Origin of the sequence: Cupriavidus alkaliphilus, assembly GCF_900094595.1 — a bacterium.
Classification (GTDB): domain Bacteria; phylum Pseudomonadota; class Gammaproteobacteria; order Burkholderiales; family Burkholderiaceae; genus Cupriavidus; species Cupriavidus alkaliphilus.
The window spans coordinates 29,696-51,104 of the sequence record NZ_FMAD01000019.1 but is presented as its reverse complement, the minus strand read 5'-3'; the positions used below and the strand labels follow the sequence as shown (position 1 = coordinate 51,104).

The 21,409-nt window shown below is 70.6% G+C and carries 22 protein-coding genes; 10 read left to right on the top strand and 12 right to left on the bottom strand.

Annotated elements, in window-relative coordinates; translation table 11 throughout:
• Positions 1–81 precede the first annotated feature (81 nt).
• From GA0116996_RS27230 to GA0116996_RS27220, 3 genes are all read right to left on the bottom strand, one after another.
• Entirely contained in the window at positions 82–1,440 is a 1,359-nt protein-coding gene (locus GA0116996_RS27230) for an MATE family efflux transporter (protein WP_092318041.1), read from the bottom strand.
• Positions 1,433–1,948 carry a winged helix-turn-helix transcriptional regulator gene (locus GA0116996_RS27225; RefSeq protein WP_092318038.1) on the bottom strand — a complete coding sequence of 172 codons (516 nt, stop codon included), beginning with the start codon at positions 1,946–1,948 and terminating at the stop codon, positions 1,433–1,435. Before GA0116996_RS27225 ends, GA0116996_RS27230 begins: the two co-directional genes overlap by 8 nt.
• 133 nt (positions 1,949–2,081) lie before the next feature.
• On the bottom strand, positions 2,082–2,996 hold the full coding sequence (locus GA0116996_RS27220) for a LysR family transcriptional regulator (RefSeq protein ID WP_092318035.1): 915 nt from the start codon (positions 2,994–2,996) through the stop codon (positions 2,082–2,084).
• Between the two features lie 122 nt (positions 2,997–3,118).
• Between GA0116996_RS27220 and GA0116996_RS27215 the strand changes: the two genes are divergently transcribed.
• The 4 genes from GA0116996_RS27215 to GA0116996_RS27200 all read left to right on the top strand — a co-directional run bounded on the left by GA0116996_RS27215 (position 3,119) and on the right by GA0116996_RS27200 (position 8,191).
• On the top strand, positions 3,119–4,612 hold the full coding sequence (locus tag GA0116996_RS27215; protein ID WP_092318032.1) for an acyl-CoA synthetase: 1,494 nt from the start codon (positions 3,119–3,121) through the stop codon (positions 4,610–4,612).
• Between the two features lie 54 nt (positions 4,613–4,666).
• A complete protein-coding gene (locus GA0116996_RS27210) occupies positions 4,667–5,683 on the top strand; it encodes a Bug family tripartite tricarboxylate transporter substrate binding protein (RefSeq protein WP_092318029.1) in 1,017 nt (338 codons plus the stop codon).
• A gap of 95 nt (positions 5,684–5,778) precedes the next feature.
• Positions 5,779–7,281 carry a chloride channel protein gene (locus tag GA0116996_RS27205; protein ID WP_092318026.1) on the top strand — a complete coding sequence of 501 codons (1,503 nt, stop codon included), beginning with the start codon at positions 5,779–5,781 and terminating at the stop codon, positions 7,279–7,281.
• A 178-nt stretch (positions 7,282–7,459) separates the two neighbouring features.
• Complete coding sequence (locus tag GA0116996_RS27200; protein ID WP_092318023.1) at positions 7,460–8,191, top strand: hypothetical protein; 732 nt, start codon at positions 7,460–7,462, stop codon at positions 8,189–8,191.
• Positions 8,192–8,236: 45 nt separating this feature from the next.
• Here the strand turns inward: GA0116996_RS27200 and dapB are convergent, their stop codons facing one another.
• Together dapB and GA0116996_RS27190 are read right to left on the bottom strand one after the other, a co-directional pair.
• Complete coding sequence (gene dapB, locus GA0116996_RS27195; RefSeq protein WP_092318020.1) at positions 8,237–9,046, bottom strand: 4-hydroxy-tetrahydrodipicolinate reductase; 810 nt, start codon at positions 9,044–9,046, stop codon at positions 8,237–8,239.
• Between the two features lie 45 nt (positions 9,047–9,091).
• A complete protein-coding gene (locus GA0116996_RS27190) occupies positions 9,092–9,541 on the bottom strand; it encodes an Lrp/AsnC family transcriptional regulator (RefSeq protein WP_010809873.1) in 450 nt (149 codons plus the stop codon).
• 127 nt (positions 9,542–9,668) lie between these two features.
• On the opposite strand from GA0116996_RS27190, the gene GA0116996_RS27185 reads away from it, so the two are divergent.
• From GA0116996_RS27185 to GA0116996_RS27175, 3 genes are all read left to right on the top strand, one after another.
• Positions 9,669–10,850, top strand: a complete 1,182-nt coding sequence (locus GA0116996_RS27185; RefSeq protein WP_092318017.1) for a saccharopine dehydrogenase family protein — start codon at positions 9,669–9,671, stop codon at positions 10,848–10,850.
• The gene (amaB, locus tag GA0116996_RS27180; RefSeq protein ID WP_092318014.1) at positions 10,847–12,364 is read left to right on the top strand and encodes an L-piperidine-6-carboxylate dehydrogenase; all 1,518 of its coding nucleotides are present in this window, start codon (positions 10,847–10,849) and stop codon (positions 12,362–12,364) included. The genes GA0116996_RS27185 and amaB overlap by 4 nt, the downstream gene beginning before the upstream one ends.
• Before the next feature lie 142 nt (positions 12,365–12,506).
• A complete protein-coding gene (locus GA0116996_RS27175; RefSeq protein WP_092318011.1) occupies positions 12,507–12,692 on the top strand; it encodes a hypothetical protein in 186 nt (61 codons plus the stop codon).
• 28 nt (positions 12,693–12,720) lie between these two features.
• Here the strand turns inward: GA0116996_RS27175 and GA0116996_RS27170 are convergent, their stop codons facing one another.
• The 6 genes from GA0116996_RS27170 to hemA form a co-directional block, all read right to left on the bottom strand.
• On the bottom strand, positions 12,721–13,344 hold the full coding sequence (locus GA0116996_RS27170) for a UbiX family flavin prenyltransferase (protein WP_092318008.1): 624 nt from the start codon (positions 13,342–13,344) through the stop codon (positions 12,721–12,723).
• An 8-nt stretch (positions 13,345–13,352) separates the two neighbouring features.
• The gene (grxD, locus tag GA0116996_RS27165; protein ID WP_012354019.1) at positions 13,353–13,664 is read right to left on the bottom strand and encodes a Grx4 family monothiol glutaredoxin; all 312 of its coding nucleotides are present in this window, start codon (positions 13,662–13,664) and stop codon (positions 13,353–13,355) included.
• 121 nt (positions 13,665–13,785) lie between these two features.
• Positions 13,786–14,679 (bottom strand): peptide chain release factor N(5)-glutamine methyltransferase, encoded by an 894-nt coding sequence (prmC, locus tag GA0116996_RS27160; RefSeq protein ID WP_092318005.1) that lies wholly within the window; start codon positions 14,677–14,679, stop codon positions 13,786–13,788.
• A gap of 154 nt (positions 14,680–14,833) precedes the next feature.
• Positions 14,834–15,163, bottom strand: coding sequence for a hypothetical protein (locus tag GA0116996_RS27155; RefSeq protein WP_092318002.1), 330 nt, complete (start codon positions 15,161–15,163; stop codon positions 14,834–14,836).
• A gap of 191 nt (positions 15,164–15,354) precedes the next feature.
• Entirely contained in the window at positions 15,355–16,437 is a 1,083-nt protein-coding gene (prfA, locus tag GA0116996_RS27150; RefSeq protein ID WP_092317999.1) for a peptide chain release factor 1, read from the bottom strand.
• Positions 16,438–16,531: 94 nt separating this feature from the next.
• Positions 16,532–17,836 carry a glutamyl-tRNA reductase gene (gene hemA / locus GA0116996_RS27145; RefSeq protein ID WP_062801867.1) on the bottom strand — a complete coding sequence of 435 codons (1,305 nt, stop codon included), beginning with the start codon at positions 17,834–17,836 and terminating at the stop codon, positions 16,532–16,534.
• A gap of 166 nt (positions 17,837–18,002) precedes the next feature.
• On the opposite strand from hemA, the gene GA0116996_RS27140 reads away from it, so the two are divergent.
• Positions 18,003–18,248, top strand: coding sequence for a hypothetical protein (locus GA0116996_RS27140; RefSeq protein ID WP_092317996.1), 246 nt, complete (start codon positions 18,003–18,005; stop codon positions 18,246–18,248).
• Between the two features lie 72 nt (positions 18,249–18,320).
• Here GA0116996_RS27140 and GA0116996_RS27135 read toward each other — a convergent pair whose 3' ends face one another.
• Positions 18,321–19,088 (bottom strand): 5'-methylthioadenosine/adenosylhomocysteine nucleosidase, encoded by a 768-nt coding sequence (locus tag GA0116996_RS27135; protein ID WP_092317993.1) that lies wholly within the window; start codon positions 19,086–19,088, stop codon positions 18,321–18,323.
• Between the two features lie 153 nt (positions 19,089–19,241).
• Between GA0116996_RS27135 and GA0116996_RS27130 the strand changes: the two genes are divergently transcribed.
• Both GA0116996_RS27130 and GA0116996_RS27125 read left to right on the top strand, forming a co-directional pair.
• Positions 19,242–20,288 carry a DUF2157 domain-containing protein gene (locus GA0116996_RS27130; protein ID WP_092317990.1) on the top strand — a complete coding sequence of 349 codons (1,047 nt, stop codon included), beginning with the start codon at positions 19,242–19,244 and terminating at the stop codon, positions 20,286–20,288.
• A complete protein-coding gene (locus GA0116996_RS27125; protein ID WP_092317987.1) occupies positions 20,285–21,400 on the top strand; it encodes a DUF4401 domain-containing protein in 1,116 nt (371 codons plus the stop codon). The genes GA0116996_RS27130 and GA0116996_RS27125 overlap by 4 nt, the downstream gene beginning before the upstream one ends.
• The last annotated feature ends 9 nt before the right edge of the window (positions 21,401–21,409 follow it).

Genomic DNA, 21,409 nt, shown 5'->3' with positions numbered 1-21,409 from the left:
AACTTGCCACCGCCTCGTCGCATACGCTCCCCTCTCGCGCGAAGTGGATGAGGGGGAGCAAACCGGCGGTGTTTCAGCGCGTTATCGCGCCGACCATTCCCCCTGCCTGACGCCCAGCGCCGTGACCACGCCATACGCCGTGATCCCCAGCGCCACGCCCAGGAAATGCCCGTCCAGCCCCATGCCGAACGTATTGGCCAGCACCCAGCCGCCGCCCGCGGCCAGCGCGATCCGGCACAGCCCGGCCGCCACCGGCCAGCGCATGCGGCCCGCGCCCATCGAGGCGAAGTACAGCGCCATGCCGAGCCCGAAGCCGCCGAATGCCGGCCCCACCCATGACAGCGCCCGCGCGGCGATGGCGATCACTTCCGGGTCATGGGTGAACAGGCTGGCAAAGCGCACCGGCGCCAGGCCGACAGCGGCGCCCGCGCTGCCGGCGATGCCCAGCGCCAGCAGTGCGCCCACCCACGCCGTGCGCCGCGCCGTATGCCAGTCGCCGGCGCCCACGGCGCGGCCGACCAGCGCCGTCAGCGCCGAGCCCACGCCGAAGGCCAGCGGGATCATCAGGAATTCCAGCCGCGCCGAGATGCCGTAGGCCGCCACCGCGGCGGTGCCATGGTGACGCAGCTGCGCGGTGACCAGGATGGTGGTCAGGTTGGCGACCGAGGCCAGCGCGCACGCCACCAGCCCCACCGACAGGATGCGCGCGAACAGCGGCCACGACAGCCGCACCCGCAGCACCGGCACGAAGCCCGCGCCGCCGCGCGCGACCACGATCGCCATCGCCAGCGCCGCGGCCCACGACACCGCCGCCAGCGCCGCGCCGATGCCGGCCAGGCCCATGCCGGCGGGCTCGGCCAGCAGCCACGACAGCGCCGGGAATGCGATCCACATCAACGCCAGCACGCGCGCCGCCAGCGCATGGCGGCCGCCGCCGCGCAGCACCGACGCCAGCGTGTTGGCCAGCCAGGCCGGGATCGCGCCGGCGCCGAACAGCCAGATCGCATAGGTGGCGGCCGCTTCGGCGGCGGTGGCGCCCGCCACCGCGCCCAGCACCGCGCGCGGGAACCCGGCCAGCGCCACGGCAAACGCCAGGCCGGCGATCACGGCGATCCACAGCGCATGCATCACCAGCGCCGAGGCATCGTCACGCTTGTTGGCGCCCAGCGCGCGCGCGATGGCCGCGACCACGCCGCCGCCCATGGCGCCGGTCGACATCTGCTGCAGCAGCAGCGCAAACGGCAGCACCACGGCCCAGCCGGCCAGCGCCGCGGTGCCCTGGCGCGCGGCCAGCCAGGTTTCGATCAGCTGGGCGGCCGCCTGCAGCAGCGCGATCAGCGCGGTGGGGCCGGCCAGCTTGCCGATGCGGCGGGCGATTTCGGTGGCCGGCACCGCGTCGGCCGGCAGGCTGCCCGCGGGCAAGGCGCGCGTGTCAGTCATGGCCGCGCTCCGGTCCGCCCGCCGCGGCTTCGGCGTCGCCGAAGCGACGGCGCAGGAAGCGGCCGGCACCCGGGCCCGGCAGCACGCGCACATCGTCCAGCGTGATCGCGCTGCCGTCGGCGCGCGTCAGCGCGGGCTCGGCGATTTCCGTGCCGGTGCGGCGGTCCTGCAGCAGCGTCAGCGGCCCCTTTTCGTCGGTCATCCAGCGGTCGGCCCAGGCCTTGAGCGCCACATAGGCCGGAAAGAAGTCGCGGCCCTTGTCGGTCAGCTGGTAGACATGGCGGGCGCCGCCGTCGGGCGCGACGCGCGCCAGCAGCCCGTGCGCCACCAGCGTCTTCAGGCGCGCGCTCAGGATGTTGGAGGCGATGCCCAGGTTGCGTTCGAACTCGTCGAAGCGGGTGCTGCCGTAGAAGGCCTCGCGCAACACGAGGATGGCCCAGCGCTCGCCCAGCACGGCCATCGAGCGGGCCACGGGGCAGGGCATCGCGGTGAAATCGGTAGGGGGCATGGGTCTCCGCCGTTATGTGCTGCTTGCTTTCAGTTTGCAAGCTGGCTGCAGCATAGCTTGCAAATCGAAAGTTCGCAGGCGGGCCGCTTCCATGACCCGGCAAAAGCGTGCGTTCACCGGTCAGCGGTGCCGGCTACTTCACGGCGTCGCGAAATACCTCGAGTTTCTCCAGTTCCTCGCGCAGGAAGCCGATCAGCGCGCGCGTCGCCATCGACGGATGCAGGTTGGGCGTGGTGATGATGAACAGCTTGTTGCCCAGCCCCTCCGGACGCCAGTCGGGCAGCACCGGCACCAGGTGGCCGGCGCGCACTTCTTCCCAGCCGATATAGACCGGCAGCATGCCGATGCCATGGCCTTCGCGCACGGCGCGCGCCAGGAACAGGAAGTGTTCGGACTGCAGCGCGGGCGTCAGCGCCACGTCCACGCGCTGGCCGTCGCGGTACAACGACAGCGGGAACTGCCGGGGCGGGTAGGGCGGGCACAGGAAGCTGCAGCCGGCGAGGTCCGGCGGCACCTGCACCGGCGCAATCCGCGCGAGATATTGCGGTGATGCATACAGTTGCCAGCGGATATCGCAGATTTCACGCGCCACGTGGTCCAGCGGCGGCGCCGAGGTGACCTTCAGCGCCACGTCGATCTCGGCCGCGATCAGGTCGTTGACGCGGTTGGCAAAGAACACGCGCAGGGTGATGCCGGGATGCTTGTGCGCGAACTGCAGCAGCATCGGCGCGATATAGGCGTCGCCCAGCCCGGTGGGCACGCTGACGCGCACATGGCCGCGCAGCGTCTTGCCCAGGCTGTCGATCTCGGCCTGGGCCGAGGCGACTTCCAGCAGCATGCGCACCCCGTGCTGGTACAGCGCATGGCCGGGTTCGGTCAGCTCCAGGCGGCGCGTGGTCCGGCGCAGCAACTGCGCGCCTGCCTGGTGTTCCAGCTCGCGCAGCTGGCGGCTGACCTGCGAGCGCGTAACGCCGCGCCGGCGCCCGGCTTCGGCGAGGTTGCCGGCATCGACGATGTCGACGAAGGCCTGGATCAGGTTAAGGTCCATCGGGGATTGCCTGCAGCATTGTCACGTCTGGCGCAACATTGTGATTCCGCCCGGCCTGATTGTCGATACGGGGCTACGCCGATACAGTGGTCGGCTGACATAACCCGGCAAGGAGACAGCGGATGGCCACGGACCTTTGGTATCAAGACCTGCACCGCAGCGGCGAGGACTTGCTGGCGCGCGGAGCCCGCCTGGGTGGCGGCCTGCGCGCGCTCGGCGTGCAGGAGGGCGACGTGATCGCGGTACTGCTGCGCAACGATCCGGTGTATGCCGACGTGGTCCATGCCTGCCGCATCGCCGGCTGCTACTACTGCCCCATCAACTGGCACTTCACCGCCGAGGAAGTGCGCTTCCTGCTGAGCGACAGCGGTGCCAAGGTGCTGCTGGTCCAGGACGACCTGCTGCCCGCGGTGCGCGACGCGGTCCCGGCCGGCATGCCGGTGCTGTCGGTGGGCGGTCCCGCCGCAGGCGCGACTGAATATGAAGCGTGGCTCGCGCAGCAGCCCGCCTATGACGGCCCGCGCGTGGCGCCGCGCGGCCATATGGCGTACACCTCGGGTACCACCGGCCGGCCCAAGGGCGTGGTGCGCCAGGCGCTGCCGCTGGACGGGCTCGAACAACAGCTTGCGCGCATGCGTTCGGTGGTGCGGCAGACCTACGGGCTGGAGCCGGGCTGCCGCGCGCTGATGTCGGCGCCGCTGTACCACAGCGCGCCGGGCTCGTTTATCCAGAACGCGCTGCAGATGGCCGAGCGCCTGGTGCTGACGCCGCGCTTCGACGCCGAGCAGGTGCTGGCGCTGGTGGAGAAGCACCGCATCGACGTGCTCTACCTGGTGCCGATCATGTACGTGCGCCTGCTCAAGCTGCCGGCCGAGGTGCGCGCCAGGTACGACCTGTCTTCGATCCGCTTCGTCGCCTCCACCGGGTCCCCGTGCGCGCCCGAGGTCAAGCGCGCGATGCTGGAGTGGCTGGGCCCGGTGATCCATGAAACCTATGCCTCCAGCGAAGCCGGCATGATCACCGTGGCCACGCCGGCCGACGCCGCCGCGCGCCCGGGCACCGCCGGTAGGCCGGTCGACGACGCGCAGCTGCGCATCCTCGACGAACACGGCCGCGAGTGCGCGCCGGGCGAAATCGGCCTGGTCTATGTGCGCCAGCCCGCTTACCCCGACTTCAGCTACCGCAACAATGAGGCCGCGCGCGCCGCCATCGACCGCGACGGGCTGGTGACGCTGGGCGACATGGGCTATGTCGATGCCGACGGCTACCTGTTCATCTGCGACCGCGCCTCGGACATGGTGATTTCCGGCGGCGTCAACATCTACCCGGCGGAGATCGAGCACGAGCTGGTGCGCTATCCCGGGGTGGCCGATTGCGTCGTGTTCGGCATTCCCGACGCGGAATACGGCGAGCGCCTGCTGGCCATGGTGCAGCCGATGCCGGGCGCCGAGATCCGCGAGGCCGAGGTGATCGACTGGCTGCGCGAGCGGCTGTCCGGATTCAAGGTGCCGCGCAGCATCGTGGTCGAGGCGCAACTGCCGCGCGATGAAACCGGCAAGCTGGCCAAGCGCCGGCTGCGCGACCGATACTGGGAAGGCCGCCAGCGCCGCGTCTGAGCGCACCGGTGGGACTGCACCAGGCACAAGCCGATAACGACAGGAGGAGACGCGATGCAGAACAAACCGACCAGGACAACCGGTCTCAAGCCAAGGCGCGCCTGGCTCGCCGCGATCGCAGCCGGCGCGGGATGCGCGCTGGCGCTCTGGGGCGGCGCCGCGCAGGCGGCCTATCCCGACCGCCCGCTCAAGCTGGTGGTGCCGTACACGCCGGGCGGCTCGACCGACCAGTTCGGCCGCGCGCTGGCCGACGGCATGTCGCGCCAGCTCGGCCAGACCGTGGTGGTGGAAAACCGCCCCGGCGCGGCCACCATGATCGGCACCACCAGCGTGGCGCGCGCGCCGGCCGACGGCTACACCATGGTGCTGGCGACCAACGGCAGCATGGTGCTCAACCCGATGCTGTACAAGAAGATCCAGTACGATCCGCCCAAGGATTTCCGCATCTTCAGCATCGGCGCCGAGGCGCCGCTGGTGGTGGTCACCAACACCCGGGTGCCGGCCGGCAATATCCGCGAGTTCGCGGCCTACGCCAAGGCCGAGGGCGGCAAGCTCAACTATGCCTCGGTGGGGCTGGGCAACGCGCTGCAGCTGGCCACCGAGATGCTCAAGACCGAACTGGGCATCGGCGTCACGCACGTGCCCTACAACGGCAGCGCCCCGGCGCTGGCGGCGCTGCTGGCCAACGACGTGCAGCTGATGGTGGATGTGGTCAGCACCTCGCTGCCGCATATCAAGGCGGGCAAGCTCAAGGCGCTGGCGGTCACCGGGCGCCGCCGCCTGGAAGTGCTGCCCGATGTGCCGACCGTGGCCGAGAGCGGCTATCCCAACTTCCAGGCCGCCACCTGGTTCGGCCTGGCCGTGCCCGCGCAGACGCCGCCCGAAGCGGTGGCCAGGCTGCAGGCCGCCGCCGACCACGTGCTGAAGGACCCGCAGTTCCGCGCCACCTTCAGCGCCCTGGGGCTGCTGGTGCAACCGCCGCGCACGCAGGCCGAGATCGACCGCTATCTCGAGGCCGACCGCGCGCACTGGGGCAAGGTGATCAAGGCGAACAACATCTCGCTGGACTGATGGCCTGCATTCATCCGCCGATCACCGGCCGCGCGCCGGTCATCGCATCGACGATGGGGGTATAGTCGACGCCATCCACGCGCCACGCCCCCGTCATGACCGATCGCGAGCCCAACGATCCCACGCCTCCTGGTTCGGCTGCCGATAACCCGGGCGCCCACCCGGACAGCGGACGTGACCCGCAGGCGGCGTCCGACGCCGGCGCGCCGCCGCTCGATCCCCGCCTGCTGAACCAGCTCAGCCGCCGCGCGCGCGTGGCGGCGTGGCGCAAGTCGCGCCAGGCTGGGCGCATCTCGCGCACCACGCTGCGCTATGCCGCGTTCATGTTCGGCGCGGGTTGCGTCGGGCTGTTCTCGCTGGTGTTCGCGTGGATCGCCGAAGTGGCGCTGCGCTGGAACCACCAGCTGACCCAGGCCACGCCATGGCTGGCGTTCGTGATGCTGCCGTTCGGACTGGCCGCGCTGCGCTGGCTGACCATCCGGCTGGCGCCGCAGGCGCGCGGCAGCGGCATTCCGCAGGTGATCGCGGCGGTGACCTTGCCGCCGTCGGGCCCGGCACAGACGCTGCTGGTGTCGTTGCGCCAGTCGATGTGGAAGGTGGTGCTGACCGCCGCCGCGCTGCTGGCGGGCGCCTCGGTCGGGCGCGAGGGCCCGTCGGTGCAGGTCGGTGCGGCGGCGATGCTGGCCTGGGGTCGCTGGTGCCAGGAGAAGCTGCGCTTTCGCATCGGCTTTCATCCCAATGCGCTGATCGCCGCCGGCGCGGCCGGCGGACTGGCGGCGGCATTCAATACGCCGCTGGCCGGGGTGGTGTTCGCCATCGAGGAGCTGGGCCGCGGCACCGCGGTGCGCTGGGACCGCCTGGTGCTGTCGGGCGTGCTGACCGCGGGTTTCCTGTCGCTGGCGGTGCTGGGCAACAACCCGTATTTCGTGGTCAAGGTGCCGATGCTGGGCCTGCATGAGGCCTGGGGCCCGGTGCTGCTGTGCGCGGTGGTCACCGGCGTGCTGGGCGGCGTATTCGCCAAGGCGCTCAAGGGCGGCGTGCCGGCGCTGCTGCCGGCCGCGTGGCGCGACTGGCCGGGGCGGCATCCGGTGTGGACGGCGTTCGGCTGCGGGCTGGTGGTGGCGATCATCGGCTGGGCCACCGCGGGCGCGACCTTCGGCACCGGCTATGAGCAGGCCGCGGCGCTGATCAATGGCGAATCGCATGCCACGCTGTGGTTCGGCCTGGCCAAGCTGGTGGCGACGGTGGTGTCGTACTTCGCCGGCATTCCCGGCGGGATCTTCACGCCCGCGCTGGCGATCGGCGCGGGCATCGGCGAAAACGTCGCGCACTTCGTCAGCGGCATGGCCGAGCCGCGCGTACTGGCGCTGGTGTCGATGGCCGCGTTCCTGGCCGCGGCCACGCAGGCGCCGATCACCGCCAGCGTGATCGTGATGGAAATGACGCGCACGCAGGACCTGACGGTGTTCCTGCTGGCGGCGTCGCTGCTGGCATCGTTCATCTCGCGGCAGTTCTCGCCGCACCCGTTCTACCACCAGGTCGGCCACACCTTCCGGCGCGAAGCCCTGGCGCTGACGCGCAAGGCGCCGGCGGGGTAATGCCGGCGCGGCGCGCAAGTGGCGGCGCCGCCGGCGCCATCGGGTAAGCTAGCGCACGCCCCCTTGTCACCCTTGCCGTGCGCGGCCGCAAGTGAAGCGCTCGCCACGATCTCGCGCCGCGCAGGAACAACCCGGCGGGGGCGGGCTCCAACCCGGAGCCTTTCACCAGGAGTCCGTCTTGAAATTCCCCGTTGCCGGGCTGGCGCTTGCCGGCCTGCTGGGCGCCGCCGGCGCGAATGCCGCCCCCGCCGCCCCTGCCGCCACCCCCGCCTCCGCACCGTCCGCCAGGCCCTCGGCCCAGGCCGAAAACAGCGCGCTGGCGCCGCTGCTGGCCATGCTGGAAATCGGCAACCCGCTGCCGGCGCTGCCCGACTGCGCCGACAAGCGCTCGCCCGACGGCCGCGATGTCACCGGCTTTTGCGTCGAACTGAAGGGCGATGGCCTGATGCGCCAGGTCGGCGTGCCGCGGGCGCAGCGCCCGGCGTTCATGGATGGCCCCTATGTGGTGGCCTTTGTCGATCGCAATGCGCTGGTCGGCCTGATGGTGCCGACCGCCGGCGCCAATTCGCAGCAGGCCGCGGCCGACAGCATCAGCGCGCTGTACGGCAAGCCCTTCCGCCAGGAGCAGGAGGACATGCCCGACAAGGCCGGCAAGACCGTCAAGACGCTGCATGCCGGCTGGATCCACCGGCCGCTGACGGTGGAGCTGTATGCGATGCCGGAAGATCCCAACACCGGCACCATCGAGATGCTGCTGCCGCAGGCGCGCGCGCTGATGGCGGACAAGGATGCCGAGGTCGACAAGCAGCTCAATCCGCCCCCGGCACCGGCGGCCAAGGGCGGCAAGGCCGCCGCGGCCAAGCCCGCGCCGAAGACGCCGGCCAAGCCGGAAAAGCCCGGCAGCTGGTAACGGCACAGGCCGGCGGCGCACCGCACGCGTGCGCCGCCGGCTGCCTCACAGTCCTTCCATTACCTTGTCCAGCCCCCGCACCACGCCGCGCACGGTGTGGACCTTGCGGATCGCCAGCAGTGCGCCGGCAACATAGGGCTTGGAGCCGTCGCCGGCCTCGTGCTTCAGGTGCAGGCGCTGGCCGTCGGCGCCGAAGATCACTTCCACGCCCAGCTGGTAGCCGGGCAGCCGCACCGCATGCACCTGCGTGCCGGACATGGTGGCGCCGCGGGTTTCCCTGGGGCCGTTGACCTGGTCGAGCGGCACCGCCTGCGCGGCGGCCTTGACCTGGCCGAGCCGGTACGCCAGCTCGCGCACCGTGCCGGAGGGCACGTCGATCTTGCCGGCCTTGGCGTAGTCGATGATCTCCCAGTGTTCCAGGTGGCGCGCCGCCATCTCGGCAAACTTCTGCAGCAGCACCACCGTGATGGCGAAATTGCCGCAGGCGAGCACGCCGCGCTCGGCCTGGCGCGCGGCCGCGTCGATCTCGGCATAGTCGTCGTCGGTCAGCCCGGAGGTGCCGACCACCACGTGCGCACCGTGCGCCAGCGCCTGCAGGATGTTGTGCTTGGCGATCCCGGGCCTGGTGTATTCGACGTAGACGTCGTACGGCGTCTCGCCCAGCACTTCGATACTGGCGGCGGCCACGCCCGGGGTACCGGCATGGCCGGTCAGCTGCGCCAGGGTCTGGCCGGCGGCGCCGCGCGACAGGCCGGCCACCAGGGTCATGTCGGCCGCATGGGCCACGCCGCGCGCCAGTTCGCCGCCGGCCCAGCCGGTCACGCCGCCCACGGCGACACGGATCGGATTGTTCATGTTCTGTTGCTCCGCAAAAGCTGATGGGTCTGGCAGCATACCGCGTCAGCCGGCGGCGCGCCGGCGGTCGAGCTTGCGCGCCAGCACGATCGAGGTGGTGGTGTGGTTGACGCCGTCGAGCATGCCGATCTCGTCGAGCAGCCGGTCGAGCCGGTCATGCGTGTCGCAGCGGATCGCCACCAGGTAGTCGACCGGGCCGCTGACGGAATTGACCTCTTCGATCTCGGGCAGCCGCTGCAGCGCGCGCAGGATCGCGGGCGCGGCCTTGGGCTGCACCGACAGGCCGCAATAGGCGAGGATGGCGTTGTCTTCCATGCGCTGGCCCAGCCGCACGCCGTAGCCGGCGATCACGCCGCTGCGCTCCAGCCGCGCAATGCGCGCGACCACGGTGGTGCGGGCGATTCCCAGGTGCCGGGCCAGGTTGGCGGCGCTTTCGCGCGCGTTGGCCTGCAGCAGCGACAGCAGGTGGCGGTCGGTGGTGTCGAGTTCGGTCATTACGTCGGGATGCCTCGTCGTTTCGTTCGATTATGGCGGTTTTTCGTCGTTCTTGTGCCTTCATTATGTCGGCCGGGCTATCCATACTCCAGTCAACGGAATCCTTTTTCTTGTGGACGGAGACATCATGCAAGCCTCGAATCTCGGCCGGCAGGCACCGCGCGACCTGCCCAGGGCCGACCGCCCGCTGCACGTGACGGTGCTGGGCGCCGGCAAGATCGGCCGCACCATTGCGGCCATGCTGCACGACAGCGGCGACTACCGCGTCAGCGTGGTCGACCATGACGGGCGCCGCCTCGATGGCCTGCCGCGCGGCGTGCTGGCGCGCGCTGGCGATCCCACCGAGCCCGGCACCTGTGCCGCGCTGCTGGCCGGCGCCGACGCCGTGCTCAACGCGCTGCCGTTCCATGCCGCGATCAGCGTGGCCTCGGTGGCGGCGCGCCTCGGCGTGCATTACTTCGACCTGACCGAGGACGTCGCCGCGACCCAGGCCATCCGCCAGCTGGCGCAGGGCGCGCGCTCGGTGCTGATGCCGCAATGCGGGCTGGCGCCGGGCTTTATCGGCGTGGTCGGGCACGACCTCGCGCAGCGCTTCTTGCGCGGCGGCGGCGAACTGCTGGACCTGCAGATGCGGGTGGGGGCGCTGCCGCGCTACCCGAGCAACGCGCTCAAGTACAACCTCACCTGGAGCACCGAGGGACTGATCAACGAGTACTGCAACCCGTGCGAGGCCATCGTCGACGGCCGTCGCGTGGAACTGACGGCGCTGGAGGGGCTGGAGAGCTTTGCGCTGGACGGCATCGAGTACGAAGCCTTTAATACATCGGGCGGGCTGGGCACGCTGCCCGAGACGCTGGCCGGACGGGCGCGCCATGTCGATTACAAGTCGATCCGCTATCCCGGCCACTGCGCGCTGATGAAGCTGCTGCTCAACGACCTGCGCCTGCGCGAACGCCGCGACTGGCTGCGCGATATCTTCGATCGCGCCATCCCGGTGACCGAGCAGGACGTGGTGATCGTGTTCGCCACCGCCACCGGCTATCCCGCCGGCGGCGAACGCGGGCGCGGGCCGCTGACGCAGGCTTCGTTCTCGGCCCGCATCGGCGGGGTCGACGGCGCGGGCGGGCATGTCAATGCGATCCAGCTGACCACTGCCGCCGGCATCTGCACCGCGCTGGACATGGTGGCCACCGGCGCGCTGCCGCAGGCCGGCTTCGTACGGCAGGAGTCGATGCCGCTGGAGGCCTTCCTGGCCAACCGCTTCGGTCGCCATTACACGCAGCATCCGCTCCAGGAGAGCCTCGTATGAAAGCACAAGAATTTGCTGCCTGCTGGGATTCGCTGGGCCTGCCGCGGCCATGGCGGGAAGGGACGCCGGCCGGCGCCGTGACGGTGCGCTCGCCGGTCGACGGCGACGCCATCGGCCACGTGCCGCCCTGCACGCCGGCGCAGGCCGACGCGCTGATCGCGCGCGCGCACGCGGCGCAGAGCACCTGGGCGCTGCTGCCGGCGCCGGCGCGCGGCGAGATCGTGCGGCGCTTCGGCGAGGTGCTGCGCGAACACAAGGCAGCGCTGGGGCGGCTGGTGTCGCTCGAATCCGGCAAGATCCTGCAGGAAGGGCTGGGCGAGGTGCAGGAGATGATCGACATCTGCGACTTCGCGGTCGGCCTGTCGCGCCAGCTGCACGGGCTGACCATCGCCTCCGAGCGCCCGCAGCACGCGATGCGCGAGACCTGGCACCCGTACGGTCTGTGCGGCGTGATTTCGGCGTTCAACTTCCCGGTGGCGGTGTGGGCGTGGAATGCGGCGCTGGCGCTGGTATGCGGCAACGGCGTGATCTGGAAGCCGTCGGAGAAGGTGTCGCTGTGCGCGCTGGCCGCGCACGGCCTGCTGGAGCGCGTGCTGGCCGCGGCGGCGCCGCAGCACAGTGGCATCTCGGCGGTGCTGCCGGGCGGGCGCACCCTGGGTACCCACCTGGTCGCGCACCCTGCGGTGCGGCTGGTCAGCGCCACCGGCTCGACCCGCATGGGCCGCGAGGTCGGCATCGCCTGCGCCGGGCACTTCAAGCGCTGCATCCTGGAGCTGGGCGGCAACAACGCTGCCATCGTCGCGCCCTCGGCCGATATCGAACTGGCGGTGCGGGCCATCACCTTTGCCGCGGCCGGCACCGCGGGGCAGCGCTGCACCACGCTGCGCCGCTGCTTTATCCATGCCGACCTGATGGACACCATGGCGAGCCGGCTGATCACCGTGTTCGACCGGCTGCCGGTCGGCGATCCGCTGCAAGACGGCACGCTGGTCGGCCCGCTGATCGACACCGCCGCCGGCGACGCCATGGCCAACGCGCTGGCGGCGTGCCGCGCGCAGGGCAATATCGTGACCGGCGGCGAGCGGCTGCTGGCCGACCGCTATCCGCATGCGCACTACGTGCGGCCCGCGCTGGTGATGACCGACGCGCAGCACGACACCATGCTGACCGAAACCTTCGCCCCGATCCTGTACCTGATGCCGTACACCACGCTGGACGAGGCCATCGCGCTGAACAATGCCGCGGCACATGGGCTATCGTCGTGCATCTTCACCGAATCGATGCGCGAGGCCGAGCGCTTCCTGTCGTCGGCGGGCAGCGACTGCGGCATCGCCAATGTGAATATCGGCACCAGCGGCGCGGAAATCGGCGGCGCCTTCGGCGGCGAGAAGGCGACGGGGGGCGGCCGCGAGTCAGGCTCCGATGCGTGGAAGGGCTATATGCGCCGCGCCACCAACACCATCAACTACGGCGATTCGCTGCCGCTGGCGCAGGGGATACGGTTCGAGATCTGACGGCATCCCGGGGTGGGCGGCAGGGCGCGTAGGGAACGGTAACAAGCGTTACACGGCTTTGACGCCGTATTACGCGTTCCGCCCGTATAACGTCAGCAAGGCAGGCACATGCCCGTTGCGACCCAAGGATGAAATGATGAGAATGCTGACGATTGGACTGGCTGCATCGGTGACCCTGCTGGGCGGCTGCGCCGTCTATCCCACGCCCGCCGGCCCGGCGGTCGGTCCGGCGCCGGTGTACGTGGCGCCCGCGCCGGTGGTGGTGGCGCCGCGTCCGTACTACTACGGCGGCTACGGCTACTATGGCCGCGGCTATCGCCGCTGGTAATCGTTCCCGGTAAGCGCGGCGGCGCGGCTCAGTTCCCGGCCGCGTCGCCGGCGCGGGGGTTCAGCCCGCCCCAGCTTGGCGCCAGGGCTTGCCCGATCTGCGGTAGGTCCACCAGGTCCAGCATGCGCCCGACCGTATGATCGACCAGTTCGGCAATGCTCTGCGGCTTCTGGTAGAAGCCCGGCACCGGCGGGAACACGATCCCGCCCATTTCCGTCACCGCAGTCATGTTGCGCAGGTGCGCTAGGTTCAGCGGCGTTTCCCTGACCATCAGCACCAGCTTGCGGCGCTCTTTCAGCGTGACGTCGGCGGCGCGCGTGATCAGGTTGTCCGAGAAACCATGCGCGATCGCCGCCAGCGTGCGCATCGAGCACGGCGCCACCACCATGGCGTGCGCGCGGAACGAGCCGCTGGCGATGGTGGCGCCGATGTCGCGCACGTTGTGCACGACGCTGGCCAGCGCTTCGACCTCGGCGCGGCCGATGTCCAGCTCGTGCTGCAGGTTCATCACGCCGGCCGGCGAAATCAGCAGGTGGGTTTCCACCGCGGGCGCCGCGCGCAGCACCTGCAGCAGGCGCACGCCGTAGATGGCCCCGGTGGCGCCGGTGATGGCGACGATCAGCCGTTGCGGTGTGCCGCCAGCCCCGGACATGGCGAGACTCAGCCCTTCAGCAGGGTTTGCAGTTCGCCGTTCTGGTACATCTCCATCATGATGTCCGAGCCGCCGATGAACTCGCCGTTCACGTAGAGCTGGGGAATGGTCGGCCAGTTGGCGTATTCCTTGATGCCCTGGCGGATGCCTTCGTCGTCCAGCACGTTGACCGTGGTCGGCGCGTCGACGCCGCAGGCCTTCAGGATCTGGATGGCGCGTCCCGAGAAGCCGCACATCGGGAATTGCGCGGTGCCCTTCATGAACAGGACTACGGGGTTGCCCTTGACGATCTGGTCGATCTGTTGCTGCACGTCGCTCATGGTTTGCTTTTCAGTGGGGCGAGGCCGTGTCGCGGGCGCCGCCTGGGGAGAACGGAATACCGCGCGGCCGGGCCGCACGGCGGGAATCTGATGGCAATTTTACCGGAATCGCCGCGGCGCTTCAGGGTGCCGCGGCGGTACCGGCGGGCTGCGCGCCCGGCCAGCGTCCGCCGGTGCAGCGCTCCAGCCCGGCCAGGTCACGCGCGGTGAAGACCTCGTCGAAGCCGCTGGCTTGCAGCAGCTGGCGCGTGGCCGCGGCCTGGTCATAGCCGTGTTCCATCAGCAGCCAGCCGCCGGGCAGCAATCGCGCGCCGGCGCCGCCGACGATGGCGCGCAGGTCGGAGAGGCCGTCGTCGTGGTCGGTCAGCGCGTCGATCGGCTCGAAGCGCAGGTCGCCTTCAGCCAGGTGCGGGTCGCCCGCGGCGATATAGGGCGGGTTGCTGACGATCAGGTGGAAGCGCAGCTCCGGCGGCAGCGCCGCGTACCAGTCCGAGACCAGGAACGCGATGCGCTCGGCGCCCAGCGCGCGGGCGTTGTCCTGCGCCACCATCAGCGCGCCGGGCGAGATGTCGGTGGCCCAGACCTGCGCGTCGCGCCGCTCGCGCGCCAGCGTCACGGCGAGGATGCCGGAGCCCGTGCCGAGGTCAAGCACGTTGGGCTGCGGCACCGTGGCCAGCCGCGCCAGCGCGGCTTCCGCAGCCACCTCGGTATCGGGGCGCGGGATCAGTACGTCCGGCGTGACGCGGAACTTGCGGCCGAAGAATTCACGCTCGCCGATCAGGTAGGCCATCGGCTCGCCCGCCAGGCGCCGCGCCAGCAGCGTGGCAAACGCGTCGCGCTGGGCGATAGTGAGCACGTCGGTGTCGCGCGTGATCAGCTGCGTGCGGCTCAGGCCGGTGACGTGGGTCAGCAGCATGCGCGCTTCCAGCGCAGGCAGCCCGGCCATGGCGGCGAGGGTCTGCGCCTCGCGCAGCGTGGGTGTTGCCGGCAGCGCGGTGGAGTCGGGGGTGGACATCGCGTGGGTAAAAGACGGTTCTGGTGCCGGCTATAAAAAACCCCACCGGTGCGGGACCTGGCGGGGCTTTGGGGCGGTGCTCTGGTGAAACTTCCGGCTTCGTGCCAGTGTACCGCTCATCGGCGGCGGCGGGCGCAATGACCCCGCCGGGCGATTACTTATTGACGGCGTCCTTGGCCTTGTCGGCGCCGGCGTTGACGGCATCCTTGGCGGCCTGCTTGGCGTTCTCCATGGCGTTGCCGGCGTCTTCCTTGGCCTTCTCGGCGGCGGCGGAAGCGTTCGAGGCGGCGTCGCTGGCGGCAGCCTTGGCGGCATCTGCGGCGTTGCTGGCGGCAGCGGCGGCATCGCTTGCGGCGGCCTTGGCGGATTCCGCGGCGCTCTGCATCGCGCTCTCGGCGTTCGAGGCGGCGGGCGGCGCTTCTTCCTTCTTGCTGCAAGCGGCCATGGCCGCGGTGATCATCAACAGCGCGAGCAGTTTTTTCATGATTTCGTCCTAGATATGTTCTCGGGAGTGACTACCCGGCACCATTCTCCGTTTGCCGGTCGAAGTCGATTATAGACAGCGACCTTACCCCTGCCAGTGCTGTTTCAAGCATTTACAACAAATACAAAGATATCGGCGACTTTACGCGGTGTTCATCGCCGAAGCCTTGGCTACGACGCGCCAAGTGGCGCTCAGGCGTCTTCGCCCAGCGCCGCCAGCTGGTCCGCCTGGTGCTCGGCGGACAGCGCTGACAGCAGCTCGTCCATGTCGCCGTCCATGATCATGTCGATCTTGTACAGCGTCAGGTTGATGCGGTGGTCGGTCACGCGGCCCTGCGGGAAGTTGTAGGTGCGGATGCGGTCGCTGCGGTCGCCCGAGCCGATCAGGTTGCGCCGGGTGCTGGCCTCGCGCGCCTGCGCGGCGCGCGCCTGCATGTCCTTGATGCGGGCGGCGAGCACCTTCATCGCCTTGTCCTTGTTGCGGTGCTGGCTGCGGTCGTCCTGGCACTCGACCACGATGCCGGTGGGCAGGTGGGTCAGGCGCACCGCGGAATCGGTCTTGTTGACGTGCTGGCCGCCGGCGCCGGAGGCGCGGAAGGTGTCGATGCGCAGGTCGGCCGGGTTGATCTCGACCTCGCCAACCTCGTCGGCCTCGGGCATCACGGCAACCGTGCAGGCAGAGGTATGGATGCGGCCCTGCGCCTCGGTGGCCGGCACGCGCTGCACGCGGTGGCCGCCGGATTCGAACTTCAGCCGCGAAAACGCGGCATCGCCGGCGATCCGGATGATGACTTCCTTGTAGCCACCCAGGTCCGATTCCGACTCGCTCATCACCTCGACCTGCCAGCGCTGCCGCTCGGCATAACGCGTGTACATCCGCAGCAGATCGGCGGCGAACAGCGCGCTTTCCTCGCCGCCGGTGCCGGCGCGGATTTCCAGCAGCAGGTTGCGGTCGTCGTTGGGGTCCCTGGGCAGCAGCAGGCGCTGCAGGCTGGCCTGCAGCGCTTCCAGCCGGTCGCGCGCGGCGGCGATCTCGTCGGCGGCGAAGTCCTTCATCTCCGGATCGTCGAGCAGCGCCTGCGCGGTGGCGAGGTCGTCCTGGGCCTGGCGGTACTGGCCGTATTGCTCGGCCACGGGCGACAGCTCGGCATGCTCGCGGCTGAGCTTGCGGTACTGGTCGATATTGGCGGTCGCGTCTTCGCGCGCGAGCAGGGCGTTGACTTCGTCGAGTCGCTCGGCCAGTTGGTCGAGCTTGGCAAGCATGCTGGCTTTCATCGGGGCGGACAGGGAATCGGGTGGGCCGGGCCACGCCCACAAGGACGGGGCGGCGAGGGCGTGACGGCGCGGCGCGCCGGCGAGGCAAGCGCGGCTAGCGCTCGGAATGGCTGCTGTGGCGGAACAGGCCCGGCACCAGGCGCAGCAGCGCCTCGCGGTCCTCGCCCTGGGTGTGGTTGAGCGCGTGGGTGGGGCCGTGCAGGAACTTGCGCGTGAGCGCGCCGGAGAGCGCCTCGAGCACGGCCTGCGGATCGTCGCCGCGCGCCAGCATGCGGCGCGCGCGCTCCAGCTCGGCCTGGCGGATGGCTTCGCCGCTGCTCTGCAGTTCGCGGATGACCGGCACCACGCTGCGGGTTTCCAGCCAGTGCATGAAGTTCTGCACGCGGCTTTCGATGATGGCTTCGGCCTGCGCCACCGCGGCCTGGCGCAGGGCGTTGCCCTCGCGCACGACCGCGCCGAGGTCGTCGACGGTATAGAGGAAGACGTCGTCCAGGCGCGAGACTTCGGGCTCGACGTCGCGCGGCACGGCCAGGTCGACCATCATGATGGGACGGTGCTTGCGCCGCTTGACCGCGCGCTCCACCGCGCCCAGGCCGATGATCGGCAGCGAGCTTGCGGTGCACGACACCACGATGTCGAACTCATGCAGGCGCTCGCCCAGGTCCGACAGGCGGATCGCATTGGCGGTCAGGCCCTGGCCGCTGAGCTGCTCGGCCAGCTTCTCGCCGCGCTCGACGGTGCGGTTGGCGACCACGATCTGGCGCGGCTGCTGCGCGGCAAAGTGGGTTGCGCACAGTTCGATCATTTCGCCCGCGCCGATAAACAGCACGCGCTGGGTCGAGACGCTTTCGAAGATCCGCTGCGCCAGCCGCACCGCGGCCGCGGCCATCGACACCGAATGCGCGCCGATCTCGGTCTGGCCGCGCACTTCCTTGGCCACCGCGAAGGTCCGCTGGAACAGCTGGTTCAGGTACGTGCCGAGCGAGCCGGCTTCGCCGGCGGTGCGCACCGCGTCCTTGAGCTGGCCCAAGATCTGGGTCTCGCCCAGCACCATCGAATCGAGCCCGCTGGCCACGCGGAAGGCGTGCCGCACGGCTTCGGACTGCGGCAGCGCGTACAGGTGCGGCGCCAGCTCCGTGGCCGGCACGTTGTGATGCTGCGACAGCCAGCGCAGGGTGTGCTCGAATCCGTCCGTGCCCGGCGTCAGCACGTCGGTGGCGCAGTAGATCTCGGTGCGGTTGCAGGTGGACAGGATGGCGGCTTCGGTGCCGCTGCGCCCCGACAGGTGGGAGCGCAGCGCGCCCAGCGCCGGCTTGATCTGCTCGAGCGGAAACGCCACCCGCTCGCGCAGCGAGACGGGTGCCGTAGTGTGATTGATGCCGATCGCGAGCAGTTGCATTGTTGGGGACTGGTACGATCCGGAGCGCGGCCGGACCGGATGTCATTATACCGCCGGGACCGATCATTGCAGTCGTCCGCCGCGGTGGGTGGCAGGGCCGTAGGATTGCAGTATCGTTACGCCGCGGCCGCATGCGGCTGTGATGCAGACAACACAGGAGAAGCGGATGCTGGGCACCTTGATCGTGGGTTTGCTGGTCGGACTGGCGGCACGCCGGCTGCATCCGGCAGGGCGCGTGGTGACCCTGCCGGCCGCGCTGGTGCTGGGCGCGGCGGGTGCGGCGGCGGCCTTCTACACCGGCCGCGCGCTGCATTGGTTTGTCGACGGCCAGCTCGGCAGCTGGCTCGCGGTGATCGCCGGGTCGGCGCTGCTGGTCGGGTTCTGGGGCACGGTGCGGCCGCGCGGACGGTAACGACTGAACCGACTTTCCGGTCAGGAATCTGCACGGGGCTTGATCCCGGTCAGACGGCCGCGAAGGCTGGCGTCAGGCGCGCGCCGCCAGCAGACGGCGCAGTACGCCGCTGGAATAGTGGCTGGCCACGTCGGTCAGGAATGCCGAAAAATCCACATGCGCGGTGTCGTCGGCGCGGTCGGAGATGGTCCGCATCACCGCGTAAGGCACGCCATATTCATGGCAGACCTGTGCCACCGCGGCGCCTTCCATCTCCACTGCCAGCAAGCCCGGCAGCCGCTCGCGCAGCTCCGCTACCGCGGCGGGCGAGCCGATAAACTGGTCGCCGCTGGCGATCATGCCCCGGTGCAGGGTCGGCGCCGCGACGCCGAACTTTTCGCGCACCGCGCGCGGCACGTCGACGGCGAGGTCGTCGCGCAGGAAGTCCGCCGCGGCGGCATGCAGCTCGGCCGTCAGCGCCGCATCGGCGGGGAATTCGGCGCGCTCCAGCAGCGGCACCTCATGGCGGCCGAAGAACGGGCGCGCGTCCAGGTCATGCTGCAGGGTGCGGTCGGCGATGACGATGTCGCCCACCTGCGTGGCCGCGCCGATGCCGCCGGCCAGTCCGGTAAAGACGATCTGCGTGGCGCCCAGCTCCCGGATCAGCGTGACCGTGGTCGCCGACGCCGCCACCTTGCCCATGCGCGCCAGCACCAGCACGCACGGCTGCCCGTACAAATGGCCGGCGTAGTAGTCGCGCATGCCGATGGTGCGTACCGTGGCGCGGCTGTCGTCATGGCGCATGGCGGCGACGAGCCCGTCGACTTCATCGTGGATGGCGGCAAGGATTCCGAGGGTCATGGGGCGTGGGTAAACGTGACAAGGGCCACAGCATACCGGCCCGCGCAGGCAGGGCCTAGATGGCGCGCGACCGCACACCCCCTCCCACGCAACAGGTGCGGCCCACGTATCACTTTGCTAAAGTCGCCGTCATTCCAGCACGCAAGGGCGAGCATGCAAGCAACCCGCATCGGAGCAAATGGCCCGGACCGCGAAGCCGTTGGCGAGCGGCGCGCCATCCGCCAGGCACTGGCCCACTGGCGCGCGCTTGGCCGCCTGGGGCCAGCCGCGGTCGCCGCCCCGTGGGCGCGCACCGAACCGGTCGCAGCGGACTGGCGCCGCTGGCTCGACACCGCGCTGATGGCGCTGGGCACCGCGCTGCTGTGCGCCGGCGTGATCGTGTTCTTTGCCTTCAACTGGCAGGACCTGCACAAGTTTGCCCGGTTCGGCCTGCTCGCCGGCGCGATCACGCTGCTGGCCGGCTTTGCCTGGCTGCGACCGGCGGGCGATGCCGCCGGACGGGCCGCGCTCGGCGGCGCGCAGGTGATGGCGGGCGTGCTGCTGGCGGTGATCGGCCAGACCTACCAGACCGGCGCCGATCCCTGGCAGCTGTTCGCGCTGTGGGCGCTGCTGGCGCTGCCGTGGGCGCTGGCGGCGGGCGCGGCGCCGCACTGGTGGCTGGTGATCGTGGTCGGCAACCTGGCGCTGCTGCGCTATTTCAGCCTGCGCTTCGGCGTTGACGGCGTGTTCTCGCTGCTGTTCGATTCTCGCCACGTGCGCACCGCCACGCTGGCGTTGCTGGGCGCGGTGGCGCTGCAGCTGGTGCTGTGGCAGTTGCTGTGCGCGAGGGCGCCGTCGCTCGGCTTCCGCGGGCTCACCGGTGGCCGCATGCTGGCCGCGCTGGCGTGCCTGCATGCCGGCTCGCTCGGGCTGGCCAGCCTGCTGCGCAGCGACTTCGACGGCGCCGCCTTCGCGCTGGCGGTGCTGGCGCTGGCCGCGCTGGTCTGGTGGTTCCGCTGGCATGCCTTCGATATCGTGGTGCTGAGCCTGGCCTGCCTGACCGGCATCGTGCTGGCCGTGGCCGCGATCGCCAAGGTGCTGTTCGAGGGCAAGGACGATTTCGGCGCGTTCCTGTTGCTCGGCCTGCTGACCATCGGCCTGGCCGCCGCCGCGGCCGCCTGGCTGATGCGGGCCTGGCGCAGCCAGCTGGAGCAGGCATGAGCAACGTACTGCAGACCGAGCAACGGCTCTGGCAACAACTCGCCGCACGCGGCGAGGTACAGGGCGAGCCTCCCGCGCATCCCCATACGCCGTGGGCGGTGCGCTGCCTGATGGGCGCGGCGGGCTGGCTCGGCGCCTTGTTCTTCCAGTTCTTCCTGGTCGGCACGGTCTTCGTTGCCGCGCGCGAGAACGGCGTGGCGATGGCCGTCACCGGGCTGGCCATGATCGCGCTGGCGGCGCTGCTGTACTGGCGCGGCGGCGGCATCGCCGCGGGGCAGTTCGCGCTGGCGGTCAGCCTGAGCGGGCAGGGCATGGCCGTGTTTGGCCTGACCGAGGCGTTCGGCTTCACGCGCGTGGCCGAGAGCGTCGGCTTCTGGGCCGCGCTGGCGCTGTTCGAGGCCGCGCTGGCCTGGCTGGTGCCCAACCGGCTGCACCGGCTGCTGTGCGGGCTGGGCGCGTGGATCGGCCTGGCCGGCGCGGTGCATCTCGCCATCGCCGGCGGCAAGCCGGAGGACTGGCTGATGCTGACGTGGTCGCTGGGCTGGCTGGTGCCGCTCGGCGCCGCCCTGGCGGCCGGCTTCACGCTGGCCGAGGCACGCCTGTGCGCGGACGGCCGCCATGCGCTGCTGGAACCGCTGGCCGACGCGACCCTGCTGTTCACGCTGGCGGCGGCGCTGGTCGTCACCGGCATGAGCCATCCGCTGGCCTGGCTGGAGGGCCCGCAAGCGGCGCACATCCCGCTGGCGCACTGGGCCGCGGGGGGATTGACCACGCTGATGCTGGCCGGTTTCGCGCTGGCCGAATGCCGCCGCCTGGCGCTCGGGCCGGCGATGCAAGGCGGCGTGCTGGGCGGGCTGGTGGCGTTCGGCGCGCTGATGGCGGCCGCGCCCGCAGTGGTGGCCGGCGCGCTCGCGCTGGGGCTGGCGCTACGCCGGGCCTCGATGCCGTGGCTGGGCCTGGGCGTTACCAGCATCGCCATCGGTTTTATCTGGTACTACTCGGCGCTGCACTGGACCTTGGTGGCCAAGTCGGCCACGCTCGCCGCGGCCGGCGTGCTGCTGCTGGCCGGGCGCCACTGGCTGCTGCGCCGCGCACAGATGGAGGCCGCATGAAGGAGGCCG